Raw genomic sequence first — 13309 nt, 5'->3', positions numbered from 1 at the left:
GGTTTAAAATAGTGCACCTTTTGGATTGAACACTGAATCAAAATCCAAAATTAGAACTAATGGGGGATCTTATTTGGAAAAATATATAGTCTGTGTAAATGCTCCATTAGCGGCTATGTCCCAGACCTCTACCCTAGCCCATGTTCTATTTACGAGGTTTAGGGAAAGTTGAAATTGCTCTGAACCAAAGGCTCCTGTTTTGCTTAAATCCACTCTTTCCCGAAATACCGTTTGGCCATCACCAGATACTACTTCCAGAAAATTTAACGGGAACGTCCAATCTATATTCAGGTGAATTTTTGCCTCACCACCGTAATTCAATTTTATAGTTTCTCCTGACCCTTTGCCGTTAATACTAAAATTAGGAATTAAAACTTCGCCTGTGGTTGAAAAATACTTCCCGGTGGTCATTGCCTTAAGAACTGGGGCCCAACCATCCTTAAATTTGGGTAGGGTATCCAATTGTAAATAATTGATATTCATATGGGCATACATCTCATTTTCCATAGTCACCGTAAAAAGATCGGCCTCGGCAATAATTTTCTTTTTGTCTCCCCAATTGTTCATGTCGTCCAATAGGTCCAGTACCCTTGTTCCTAATTTGGGAGAGGATAAATCAGCCGGCATGGGTTTCCAGGCACCTCCTAAAAAATGTTGGGATTTAAAGAAATCTTCATTTTTGTAAGCATCAGGATATCCTGTAGATCCTTTAATTCGAGGATGGGCAGTCCATACCAATCCATTCTCCGATTCCAATAATTGCTGCATCTCCACTTTGTCTTTAATTCTATAAACTTTTCCGTATACCTTGTCGTTGGAAACAAAAGGTTTATTGTTTTTGTTGGACATTATCCAGTTGACAGGTTTTGGAAATATGGCCATCCAATGTCCACCGAGAAACTCGTTGGGCTCTTCACCTGGCAATAAGAGGAAATCCTCATCGGACAATCTCTCGCATTGTTCAAAAAGGGCACTCAATTCCTTTAAACGTATTTCGTCAGGTCCTTTTGGATGGGCGGTGTAGTGGAACTCTCCCAAATGAACGATATCGACTCCCATTTTTTTAAATACTTCTACAAACTCCGGGGCTGTTGGTATGACCTCATTCTTCATTACAACGTTCATAACATATTCATTATGAAAATGGCTTGCCATCGTCCTATGTCCTTTTAAAGGAACATATTGGTCCAAGTGGGTATACTTTTTCACATCTTCCAACAAACTATCGGCCTGCCCACCTCCAATGAGACAAAAGAAATTTAGGCGTTGTTTACTTCCAGGTGGAGCATTGAACCAAGGTACATATCGGTGATCGCCTTCAGGCTCATGTCTAATACCCAAACCGTATCTGGAAACCATACCCCTGTAATTTGGACCATGCCAAACGGATTTTAAATTAAATGCTTCATCAAGAGGATAAAAATATTGATGTGGAGGTGGAAAGACAGCAATAGAACCCTCATTTCCATTGCCAATAATAGTACGGTATTTTACGGCTAAGTTTGTACTGGCATTAATAATATTTTCAGCTTGAACAAATTCGTCCTTTATATTGGCAAAGGAAATATTGTTCCAAGGTTTATCCGATACAAGACCTGCATCAAAAAGAATGGCTGTCGAATCTTTTTGAGTTGTAATAACGGCGGCAATATTAAGAAGTGGAATTCCATTATAGACCGTTATTTCTAAGAGGCCATCAAAATTTGGAGCGCTTATATCCCCAATGCTTATAATAGTTCTATTTCCATTTTTAGTAATGATTGCTTCCCTTTTGTTGATATTTAAAACATGGGAAGTATAAGGGCGGGTAGGTACCTTATCAAAAAAGATAGTCCAACCATTCTCAGGTTTCAAAGTACGACTTCCGATATTTAAAAGGAAAACTGGATCTACATTTGAAGATATGGCCTTGAAATGATTGTTCCTGCCCATGGCAATTGAGCGAAATAAGGGCTCTTCTTGTTCTAGGTTGATAGCCAATTGACAATTATTGCCATTGTCCAATGGCCAAGTGACTATTATATCACTTTTATTCAAAGTAATATTGGTACTGTTTTCCTTGGGATTGTTTGGCAATACTACAGGTACTTGGGCATTTATAACAGGACCAAAAAATAATAACCCAATAATAAGGTAAGATTTCATTTGTAGCGATGTTTTTGTTTAATTATTAAGTCCGTTCAAATGGGGTAGCCTAAATACACCTTAAATCCTATGTTAAAAAGTATTAACCCAGGCTATGCCATTTACAATTGACTCCCTGAATTTTGTGATGATTTAATCTATTCAAAAAAAAGGTCCCGATTCATCGTCGGGACCACTGCATTTTATTTTTTAATCTACCCACTCCAAACTATTCCTTAATATGGTTTTGTATGCTTCGTGGTCATGTGCCCTTTCATCGTGCCCTAAAGTATTCCCTACAATTTTCGACTTGGGATGTTTTACGACCCAGACCGTCGGGTATTCTTCCCCAGATTTTAAGCCCCTACTTACCGCTAGAACTTCTATCTCCGCTTCAGGGTCCTTTTCCCATCGGTACAATTCGTCCACGATCCTGAATTTGGAGGGAACGCCTTTCATTAAGGGGTGATCTGGTTTAATCACCCTTACTTCAAATTCCTGAAGGTCTTCATGGGACCGGGAGCCCCCGCCAACCAAGGTCTTATTGTATTCTGGCCAGTCCTCCCAATTGTACCAGGTACTGGGGTGGAAAATAAGCATATTCATTTTCCCCTCGTTTACACGGGACATAATGGTATTTCTGGTGTTTTTGTCCAAAGGTTTGTTGTTGCTCAATACCAGTACATCCGTTGTTGGGAGCAAGGTTCCCAATTCCATCGAATTTTCCGTGTACATAAACGTGTTCTTGCCCTCTTCACTAAGGATCTTTCCATCCGCGATGCCAAAAAACTTTAGAAAATCATGGGAACCGCCCCCGCCCATTGCAGCTATTTTTAGAGCTTCCTTATTCTCGGAAATATAGGATCCAGGTGCCGTTACTATGATCACCCCCTGCATCATTCGCCAATGCCCGGGAAAAGTACAGACATAGGGATATATGCCGGGAGTATCCGGAAGTTTGAAGGTTACGGACCCTGTTACGCCCGGGGTCAACATATCCGTTGCTCCAAGTACATATCTCGATTTGGGCACATAGCCCATTTTTTCCGCTTCAGGATTCTTCAGGAACCCATCTACCATGGCCCCAAAAGTATCCAAACTGCCAGGTTGGATGACCACCAAATTGTGGGACATCTGATCTTTATTGTTCAAGACTATCTCTACGGTCTGACCTGCTGTGGCATGAAGTGTCTTTTTATCAAAGGCCATTTCCTGATTTACGGTATTGAGAACAAAGGTTACATCGGCCTTTATCTTGCCTACCTTGCCTATGCCCATGTCAATGTGTTGATTTCCACCGGTATTTACACAGTGGACCGCAATTAGGTTCTTTCCTTGTTTAAACAGATCACCTTTGTCGCTATCGAGCTTTATGTACTTGTAGGATTCGCTGGCACCCGCTTCCGATATCAAAAGCTGACCATTTACAAAAACCTCATAATCGTCGTCATGGGCTATTTTGATTACAGGTTCCGATATTTCATCAGTAATGATCACTTCTTGTCGCATCCAAATATCGGAGCTGCTCCATTTGGTATTCACCTCATTAACATCCTCCCCTCCAAACTTGGCTGCTCCTTTTTTCCAATCGGAATCATTGAATTCGGTTTTCGTCCAGTTATCGGAAGGCTTGTCGGTGGTATATTTCCATGTAGATTTTTTTTCTTCGGCCGAGGGTACTATCATGACTACTGTAGATGGGTCTACCTCTTGGAAGTTCAATTCCCTGAAATAGATTTTTAAGGCGGCATTGAGCCATTTGTCCGAGGTGATGCCATCGTCTTTTGATAATTTTTCTATTTCGGTGTACAGTGCGTTGGATTCTGGAAGCTCCCCTGCACGCAATACCGCGGCAAGTTTGATCTGCGGGTCCGGACTACTTAACAGGCCTGATTGCGCCAAGATTACACTACTTTCCTTGCTCTGGGGCAATAAGGCCAGTGCGGCCCGTTTTACGCCATAGGAACTACTGGTCAATGCTTTTTGGACCACCTCGTTGGCTTCTGCATTGGAACCATTGAGAGCGCCCAGGCCTTTTAAAGTCCATAGGGCGTGCAATGCGCCTGCAGTTAGACCGCTTTTGTCAACATTATTGTTGCTGGCCAATTTGATCAAATCCGGGATAAGCGATACTTTCTTATTCTCCACAATCAAACGTTGGGCCATAGTTCTCCAGAACATATTATCGCTTATTAGGGCCTTTAGTAGTTCTTTGTCATCCTCCGGATTTAAGGAAGTGATATCCGAATCATCGGCATCTTCATGGGTAATAACGTAGATCCTACCGTGCCCATAATCGCGCAAAGGATTATTATGGGCATTGCCCTCTCCCTTGTCCGCGTTCCAGATCTGGTTGTCCATTCCCCGTTTGTCAGGGTTGTGCTGGATTACGGGATTGTACCAATCCGCCACCCATAAATTACCATCGGGTCCGGTTTCGGCAAAGACCGGCGCCGTCCAGGCATCGGTACTTGCAAAAATATTGCCGCCATCGACCTCCTTGTACCCTGCCCCATCCTTGACTATTTTGGCAATATGCACCAAATGTCCGGTAGGTTCACTGACATACATTTGATTTCTATATTCTTCCGGATAGTTTCGCGCGGTATAAAAATTGGCACCCGAGGCGGCCGTATAGCCTCCTCGTACATCTACCTGCTGTAGGGGAATGGTATCTACAGGACTAATTTCATAGTGCCCCTGGATAAAGTCGGCATTGACCGCCCAGGAAGGCATTTTGTTCAAATAATCATAATGTTTTAAAGGTATCCCTACATAACAACAGTGGTTGTTATTGGCGGTAGATCCAAATATTTCAAAATTCTCGTTAAAACCAAGTCCCCAGGTGTTGTTGTTGAATTGGCCCACCGGTTCAAAATAGGAACCATCCTTGGCAAATTTGTAAACGCCCATTTTAAATTCTACAGGCTTGCCCTGAAACTGATTTTCAAACCCTGAATACCCAACGGAACCCCAGATCATGTTATCGAGCCCATAGCGCAGATTGGATGGCCCTGCATGGGTGTCCCAAGTTCCAAAACCATTGAACAGCACAGTGCTTTTGTCCATCTTGTCATCCTCATCGGTGTCTTCCAAAAAAACCATATTGGGAGCTTGGGACACAATGGCCCCGCCTTTTACCAAGGTTATTCCCGTTGTTAGATTTTGCTCGGTGGCATAATCCGTAAATTTATCGGCCCTGCCATCCCCATTAGTATCCTCGCAAATAGTAATCCTATCACCTCCAACATCATTGGCCAGTCCGTGAGGATAGTCCTTGGACTGTACCACCCAAAGTCTGCCCCTTTCGTCCCAGGTAAAGGCTATTGGGTTAATAATATTAGGCTCGGCGGCATATAGCTCCGCCTTGAATCCTTCCGGGAGCTGGATATGCTTTTGGGAGTCCTCTGGATTTAAAGGATCCTGAACCCTTGGGTTCTCTCCCGTATAGGTCAGCGGAGGGGGCGGTTCTTTTTCTCCTGTACAGCCGGACAAAAGTGCCATTCCACAAAACAATAATGAAATGTAAACGGTTAAATTTTTCATTCTTTTGATTTTAAAATTATAAATTACTCTTACCACTATAATGGCTATATATTCCTAGGAATAAAATCATTTATCAAATCCGTGGTCGATAGTCCGAATATGGTGTATTTTCGCTTACATCCACGGTGCCGGCTTCCCAGCCCTCTGGAGGTGACAGGATGGCTAAAAATTCCAATTCGCCTTTTCCGGCATTAAAAGTACCATGGGCAACATTGGCACCGATATAGACCGAGTCGCCCGCCTCCAATAGCTGCATCTCATCCTCTATCCATTGTTCGGCCGTGCCTTTGAGTACATATAGGATTTCATGCATTTCGGGATGAACGTGAAAGTTGTGTCCGCCGCCTTCCGGCATCACCACCTTTACCATATAGGAGTCGGCATATTTTATGATCTCGGGATGATAGTGCCAATGATGGTCCCGCCCGAAAGCTCTTTCGAACATTTGATCTTTTTCCTTGACAAATTTCCAATTCTTTTCCATAAGCGAACTAGAGTGTCAATTTTTTGAATTCCTTGGTCAGGTTGGTCAAGGATTGTTCTATGCCCATTCTTTCCAAGGAGGATGCCCCTACAAAGCCGTGCAGACCCTTACAATGTTCCAGTACGTATTTTACGTCGGACGGGGTATTTATAGGTCCGCCGTGGGCCAATAAAAAGGTGTCTGGATTTGCTTTTTTAACGGCATCCACAATTTTTTGGGTACGCTCCAATGCATCGTCCATGGATGCGGTTGCACTGGTAACCCCAATGGATCCCCCGACGGTTGTCCCTACATGGGCAATTATGGCATCGGCACCCACATCGGCCATTTGTACGGCCTCTTCCGGTTTGCCCACATATACAATGGAAAACAGGTCCATTTTGGTGGCCAGATCCACCATATCCACTTCTTTTTGAAAACTCATTCCCGTTTCTTCAAGGACATTTCTAAAATGACCATCGATAATGGAATGTGTCGGGAAGTTATTTACCCCTGAGAATCCCATATCCTTTACTTTTCCCAGAAAATGCCACATCCTTCTTCGTGGGTCGCTTCCGTGCACACCGCAGATAACAGGGATTTCCTCCACTACGGGCAAGACTTCGAACTCGCCGATCTCCATGGCCACGGCGTTGGCATCCCCATAGGCCATCATACCGGCAGTGGAACCGTGACCGGACATTCTAAACCTGCCCGAGTTGTAAATTATTATTAAATCCGCGCCACCTTTCTCAATGAATTTGGCACTGATCCCGGTTCCGGCACCGGCCGCAATAATGGCTTTTTTTTGATTTACTACTGCTTGTAATCTATCTCTAACTTCTTGTTTTGTGTAGGGGTTTCCTTTCCCTGTCCATGGATTCGGCATAATATTCTATTTTATGATTAAATTATTTTAATTTAGGTTTCAATTTCTAAAATTTTAAATCTATTGTTTAGGATTCCTCAATTTCGACTTGTTTATATCCGCCACGCTTTTTAAAATATAGTATAAGGATTAGATAGCCCAGGGCCATCGTTAAGGGTATCAATGCCGTTATCACCAATGCTCTTCCAGCACCATAAAAACCAGCCTGTTCCACAGGCACCTTGTCAATATTAACCTTGGTCTGGGCATTGTCCCACCAGTTTTTCAAATTACTCAGATTGGCGTTGTCACTTAATCTTTTTCCAGTGCTTTCCCAACGTTTAATATCTGCCTTCAACTGCTCTCCATTATCCCTTAAGATTGCGACTTTACTACCGTCCAATCCTTTTATTGGCCTAAAGAACAAGAATCCATTTTCCTGTTCCGCCTTATAACGTTCATATGATTCAGTAGACTCCACCTTAATTTTGTTGGAAGCAAAGTAATCTTGCTTATATCCAATACCAGGTCCGCCCAAGAGACCTGCAGACAACATTCCAACTCCACCGACAATACCCATGGTTACAGCACCTCCTCTTGGAAATCGTTCCCCGACAACACCGAGCATGGTGGGCCAAAAGAAAGTTTTCGCTATTCCGTAAATGGTTACGGCAAATACCATCACAAGTCCAGAAGTGGAGTTTCCTAGGATATACAGTCCTATTCCTCCGAATATAGAACAGACAAAGAGCAATCCTAAAGGTGATATTCTATGGACTATAGGTCCCGCAAAAAATCTAAGTACGAACATGAGGGCCGATGTGTAAATGAACAACAAGACCCCTTTGGTTGGATTTTCCAGAATATTACCTGTTATATTCTGTATCCAACTATCAGTGCCCAATTCTACATAACCTACCAGCATCATCAAGATCAACAAAGAAATTAATAATGGGGAAGCCAGTTGACGAAACATCTCGCTAAAGCCAACTCCTGCTGCCCTTGCCTCCGAAATTGGAAATTTTTCCTTAAGTATTATAAAACCATAAATAAGCACGGGAATCAGAAAGAAGCTCATTAAAATCTCCCAAGAGACTAAGCTATGAAAAGCAATAGACAATAAACCTCCTACAATCATTCCTCCTGGCCAACCAGCGTGCAAAATATTCAAATAGTGCGTTTTGTTTTTTGGGTATAATGTTGCTACAAGAGGATTTACAACTGACTCGCATATACCATTCCCTACGGCAAAAAGAAAGGTGCCCCAATACAAACACCAGTAGGCAGCCTCCCGTCCCATGGTTTCAAAGACATATACAGTTGCCACCGTGACGACCAAGGACAGAAAGTGCATTACAAAAGCTAAAACAAGTAATGGTTTGTAACCAACCCTATCGACCACTAGACTGAAAAGTATAATGATAACACCAAAGCCTACAAAACCACCTCCGGTAATGGATCCCAATTCGGTCATGGTAAATCCGAATTGATTTCCCCAATCTACTAGTATGGCCCCACGCACGGCAAAACCGACTCCACCTGTTACGATAGTGAAAAAACTTGCCCATAATAGTCGATTTCTATTGACTTTTCTTATTTCCATCATTTTTTTGACTTTAATATTGTTTAACTGTTTATAACCACATCAATTCCAGTGAATCTTAAATTATTTCCAACAGTGATTTAACTGCGTGTATGGCAAATTCTTCAGTGTTTATATTTGATTGGACTTCTACTATCTTGATATTTTTATTTGCATGACTTTTTAGGGAACCGAACAATTCCTGGTCTATCGCCGGATTGTGAAATATTTGTCCTGGCCCACCAATTTGGGATAGTCCTCCCAATGGAAGCAATACAGTAACAGGAGCCTCGGAATTATTAATTTTATCTGCTATGGTCTTTCCCAGTATTCTGTTCTCCTCCGCATTTGTCCTCATAAGGGTTACGTCTGGGGCCCAGCTAAACAGTTGTCGGTCTCTATATTTTTCGGGAACGGTATCCAACGGACCAAAATTTACCATATCCAAACATCCAGGAACGATAACTTGGGGGATTCCCATTTTAGACCCGGCTGTTAAACGATCTGGTCCAGCACTGCAAATCCCTCCACAAAGTTCATCAGCCAATTCGGTAGTGGTTATATCCAGAATAGCGTCAAAGCACCCGTCCAAGGTTAAACCTTCCATAGTATTACCTCCCACTCCAACAGAATGGAATGCCATAACCTCATAACCTCTGTCCTTCAAAAATTCCGAACATTTGTCCACACATAAGGAAGTATTGCCAAATACGCTTATGGCTATAGATTGGTCCTGGCTTTGGTTGTCCGATATGGAAGCTTGCATCATACCAACAATGGCGGCAGCCCCTTGACGTATAACCACTTTACTAATACTATTTAGTCCTGCCACATCCACAATGGAAGGCATTAAGGTAATATCCTTACTCCCAATATGTGAGGATAAGTCTTTCGTTGCCAAAGTGCTGATACATAATTTGGGAATTCCGAAAGGTAAAGTTTGCAGGGCTTTGAGAGCAATAAAAGTGCCACCACCACCTCCCATGCCAATAGCAGCATTTACTTTATTCTGGGATAAAAGCTCCTTAATTATAACCGCTGCACCATTTCCCATAACTTCAATAGCAACCCCCCGATCTTTTTGTTGACGTAACCCAGGTATAGTAGCTCTACCTTTTATGGCTACCTGTTCGGCCTCAAAATCTATAGGAAATAAATCGGTGGAGCCCATTACACCCGTATTTATGGTAATTACGCTAGCCCCTTGCTGCACTAAACAGGAATACAGATATCCAAAATCCTCACTTTTGGTATCAAAGCACCCCACCATTACTATACTTCCTTTTGAAGATTTTTTATTTAGTTCAATACCCATTGCAATTCCGTTCTAAATCTATGGCCCTTAAGCTTTATTAAAACATTTTATAGTTAACATTATATTTTTGGCACAGTCCTGAATTAGCAAAGGGGCATGGTCTATGGCCTCCTTTAACTCCATAGGTTTATTAACAATAGAATATACCGCGCTAACTCCTACACTATATATACCTTCAATTCCTTCGCCTATTTTTCCGGTAAGAACAATTACGGGAACTCCGTGCTTTTTTGCCATTGAAGCAACCCCAGATATGGTTTTGCCATGAAGCGTTTGCTCATCTATTTTACCTTCACCGGTAAAGACTAGGTCGGCTTGTTTAATAATTTCCTCTATTTTTATGGTTTGTAGTATTAATTCTATTCCATTTACCAGTTCTCCATTTAAAAAAGCCATTAGTCCGGCACCTGTACCACCGGCAGCTCCTGCTCCTGGAATGTTCGAGACGTCTATACCCACGGCAGACTTAAGTACATTTGCATAATGGGACAGATTTCTATCCAAGAATTCCAACCCCTGTTGACTTCCACCTTTTTGAGATCCATAAACAAAAGAAGCACCGTTTACCCCTGTAAGCGGATTGGAGACATCACATGCAACAATTACTTCACAATTTTCAATTCTTTTATCAAATTCGGATAGATCTATTGTATGTAGTTCATTTAAATTACCTCCACCTTCTTTAATCTCTTCCCCTTTGTCATTTACAAATTTTGCGCCCAATGCCCTGCCCATACCTGCTCCACCGTCATTGGTAGCACTCCCTCCAATACCTATAATAATCTTCTTACACCCCTGATCCAGGGCATCCTTGATAAGTTGCCCCATACCAAAGGTTGTTGTCCTTAAAGGATTCTTTTCTTCTTCCTTTAACAATTCCAGACCTGAGGCCATAGCCATCTCAATTACTGCAGTTTTATTATCGTTTAAAATCCCATATTCAGCTATTATTTGTCGCATAAGGGGATCGAATACGGCAACTGAAAGTCTACGCCCACCAACTCCATTTAATAGTGTTTCAAGTACACCTTCCCCGCCATCCGAAATAGGGATTTCATGGATTAGCGAACCCGGCAGTACCTTCTTAATTCCTAAGGCAATATTTGAGGCAACTTCCTTGGCCGATAAACACTCTTTGAATGAATCAGGGGCAACAACGATATTCATTTTCTTTGGGTTTGATTCTTATTAATCATTTTCATTTGGCATAAATTATCATTGTATACCCTTCCTATTCGGTTTTAAGAAATCTGAGCCCGTCTTTTTCCGTTATCAAATAATCCGGCCTGACTTTTTCTTCTACAAATTTTATTTTTACAATTGCAGTTCTTCGTGGTTGGGTTAGAGTGTCATTGAAATGGGTATGTAAAACATATTGCATATCTCCTTGGTGATCAAGAATTAAATCCCCATGACCAGGGCCATTTTCGCCTACGAGCTCCTTATATATAATGGGACCTTTATCAGACTTCTTCCAAGGCCCCAGTGGGCTATCGCTAATCGCATAACCAACGGAATAGTCAGGGTTTCTGAAATCATTTGCAGAATAGATCAGGTAGTATAGTCCTTTGTATTTTAATACTGTAGGGCCTTCAGTTACCGGCCAATCCGTCTTTTGTGTATTTTCCCATTCGCGTTCCCCAACAATACATTCCCTCAGGGTTTCTGGTTTAATTGCCATAAGATCATCCTGCAATTCAGCTACGTATATTCTATTACCTTTTGTAAGCCGGACATGGTATAAGTATTTTTTACCGTTATCATCAAAAAATACAAATGGGTCGATTTGTTTCACAGGAGCCTTAAGATCCTCCTTTGTAGCGTTTATAAAAGGACCCAAAGGATTATTACTGGTAGCCATTGCAATACGCTCATTTGCAGTATAGGCCATATAAAATTTATCGTTATACTCAAAAACCTGGGGCGCCCAGAATCCTATTTCCCCAAAAGCATCACCTTTTTGCAAGGCCAGGCCGTTCTTGGCTCCATTTGGTCCCGACCACTCTGATAAATCCTTGGAAGTGTAAACCAAAAAACCTTTATCCTTACCCATTTTGGGATCGCCAGTAGTGCCATACAAATAATAAGTACCGTCATAATAAAAGATAGTAGGATCTGCCAAATAGATTTGACTGGAATCCATATCCATATACTTTTGGGCATTAGCTCCCCAAAAAACAATTGAAACTAAAATTATACAGAATGCTCTCAAAACCTATTTAACGCTAAATTGATAAACTGAAACAGTATGGTAAACTTCCCCTGGACGAAGAGTAATCGAAGGAAAATCAGGTTGGTTGGGAGAATCTGGGTAATGCTGTGTTTCCAGACAAAAGGCCGTCCTATAATCGTCTTTGGCGCCAGATTTTAGCGTATTTGCCGAAGCCATAAAATTGCCGCAGTAAAATTGTACTCCAGGCTCCTGGGTAAATACATCCATCACAATGCCAGATTTATCCCCTATAACGGTAGCGGCATGGTTCATGCCATATGATTTGGTTCCATTTAATACAAAATTATGGTCATAACCCCCACCGTATGCCAATTGTTGATCCTCCTGCTCAATATATTCACCAATAGCATGCGCTTCGTTAAAATCAAATGGTGTTCCCTGGACGTCTTTCAATTCCCCTGTAGGAATCAGCCCATGATCCACAGGTGTAAATTGATCTGCATTAAGTTGTAAGGAATGGTTAAGGATACTTCCACTTCCTTCTCCATTGAGGTTGAAATAGGTATGATTGGTCAAATTTACCACTGTGGCTTTATCTGTAGTGGCTTCATATTCCATTCTAACAGCCTTGGTATCCGTTAGCGAGTAAGTTACCTTTACTATTAAATTCCCAGGAAACCCCTCCTCCATATCAGGGGAAGTATATCTCAGGATCAGGGTTTTGGTATCAGGTTGTTCGGCTTCCCAAACCTTATCCTGAAATCCGTTCTCCCCACCATGAAGGGCATTTTCATTATTGTTCGGTACCACGGAATATTCGGTGCCATCCAAAGAAAATTTACCTTTTGCAATTCTATTTCCTACTCGGCCTATTGTAGCTCCAAAGTAGGATTCGGCAGAATCCAAGTAGTCCTTAATGTTGGAATAACCTATGGAAACATCAACATAATTGCCATTTTGATCTGGAGCCAAAAGAGTAACAATTCTACCCCCATAATTGGTAATGGCCATTTTCAAATCCTTGCTTTCCAACCAATAGAGCTTTACGGCCCTTCCATCAATGATGGTGTCAAAATTGTTTTGTTGCAAAGTACTTTCCATCGGTGTTTGGATATTTGTACCGGCCGTTTCTGAAATTATTTCTTTTTTATTGGCATTCTTGCAGGCCGACATTGCCATTATAACCAACACAACTAAGATCTGACTACATTTTATTCTCTTCATTTGTTTAGTTTTAA

The 13309-nt window shown here is 41.8% G+C and carries 9 protein-coding genes; all 9 read right to left on the bottom strand.

What is annotated here, in order from left to right:
* Window positions 1-69: 69 nt before the first annotated feature.
* Window positions 70-2145, bottom strand: a complete 2076-nt coding sequence (locus QSE00_RS15715; RefSeq protein WP_286106665.1) for a CehA/McbA family metallohydrolase domain-containing protein — start codon at window positions 2143-2145, stop codon at window positions 70-72.
* 189 nt (window positions 2146-2334) lie between these two features.
* The gene (locus tag QSE00_RS15710; protein ID WP_286106664.1) at window positions 2335-5670 is read right to left on the bottom strand and encodes a PVC-type heme-binding CxxCH protein; all 3336 of its coding nucleotides are present in this window, start codon (window positions 5668-5670) and stop codon (window positions 2335-2337) included.
* 73 nt (window positions 5671-5743) lie between these two features.
* Window positions 5744-6154, bottom strand: a complete 411-nt coding sequence (locus QSE00_RS15705; RefSeq protein WP_286106663.1) for a cupin domain-containing protein — start codon at window positions 6152-6154, stop codon at window positions 5744-5746.
* Between the two features lie 7 nt (window positions 6155-6161).
* A complete protein-coding gene (locus tag QSE00_RS15700; RefSeq protein ID WP_286106662.1) occupies window positions 6162-7022 on the bottom strand; it encodes a phosphoenolpyruvate hydrolase family protein in 861 nt (286 codons plus the stop codon).
* Window positions 7023-7089: 67 nt separating this feature from the next.
* On the bottom strand, window positions 7090-8607 hold the full coding sequence (locus tag QSE00_RS15695) for an MFS transporter (RefSeq protein WP_286106661.1): 1518 nt from the start codon (window positions 8605-8607) through the stop codon (window positions 7090-7092).
* Between the two features lie 55 nt (window positions 8608-8662).
* On the bottom strand, window positions 8663-9898 hold the full coding sequence (locus QSE00_RS15690; RefSeq protein WP_286106660.1) for a Tm-1-like ATP-binding domain-containing protein: 1236 nt from the start codon (window positions 9896-9898) through the stop codon (window positions 8663-8665).
* Window positions 9899-9925: 27 nt separating this feature from the next.
* On the bottom strand, window positions 9926-11065 hold the full coding sequence (locus QSE00_RS15685) for a glycerate kinase (RefSeq protein ID WP_286106659.1): 1140 nt from the start codon (window positions 11063-11065) through the stop codon (window positions 9926-9928).
* 64 nt (window positions 11066-11129) lie between these two features.
* Window positions 11130-12041: a glycoside hydrolase family 43 protein gene (locus tag QSE00_RS15680; protein ID WP_353477479.1), complete on the bottom strand. Its 912-nt coding sequence runs from the start codon at window positions 12039-12041 to the stop codon at window positions 11130-11132.
* A 72-nt stretch (window positions 12042-12113) separates the two neighbouring features.
* Window positions 12114-13295 (bottom strand): aldose epimerase family protein, encoded by a 1182-nt coding sequence (locus tag QSE00_RS15675; RefSeq protein ID WP_286106657.1) that lies wholly within the window; start codon window positions 13293-13295, stop codon window positions 12114-12116.
* Between the last annotated feature and the right edge of the window lie 14 nt (window positions 13296-13309).

Source organism: Arenibacter flavimaris, from assembly GCF_030291335.1.
Lineage (GTDB): Bacteria > Bacteroidota > Bacteroidia > Flavobacteriales > Flavobacteriaceae > Arenibacter.
The sequence above is the reverse complement of the archived record's forward strand: the minus strand, read 5'-3'. Positions and strand labels throughout refer to the sequence as shown.

Coding starts and splice junctions, on each gene's coding strand:
- QSE00_RS15715 (WP_286106665.1), bottom strand. CDS start 2,145: ATGAAATCTTACCTTATTATTGGGTTATTATTTTTTGGTCCTGTTATA.
- QSE00_RS15710 (WP_286106664.1), bottom strand. CDS start 5,670: ATGAAAAATTTAACCGTTTACATTTCATTATTGTTTTGTGGAATGGCA.
- QSE00_RS15705 (WP_286106663.1), bottom strand. CDS start 6,154: ATGGAAAAGAATTGGAAATTTGTCAAGGAAAAAGATCAAATGTTCGAA.
- QSE00_RS15700 (WP_286106662.1), bottom strand. CDS start 7,022: ATGCCGAATCCATGGACAGGGAAAGGAAACCCCTACACAAAACAAGAA.
- QSE00_RS15695 (WP_286106661.1), bottom strand. CDS start 8,607: ATGATGGAAATAAGAAAAGTCAATAGAAATCGACTATTATGGGCAAGT.
- QSE00_RS15690 (WP_286106660.1), bottom strand. CDS start 9,898: ATGGGTATTGAACTAAATAAAAAATCTTCAAAAGGAAGTATAGTAATG.
- QSE00_RS15685 (WP_286106659.1), bottom strand. CDS start 11,065: ATGAATATCGTTGTTGCCCCTGATTCATTCAAAGAGTGTTTATCGGCC.
- QSE00_RS15680 (WP_353477479.1), bottom strand. CDS start 12,041: ATGGATTCCAGTCAAATCTATTTGGCAGATCCTACTATCTTTTATTAT.
- QSE00_RS15675 (WP_286106657.1), bottom strand. CDS start 13,295: ATGAAGAGAATAAAATGTAGTCAGATCTTAGTTGTGTTGGTTATAATG.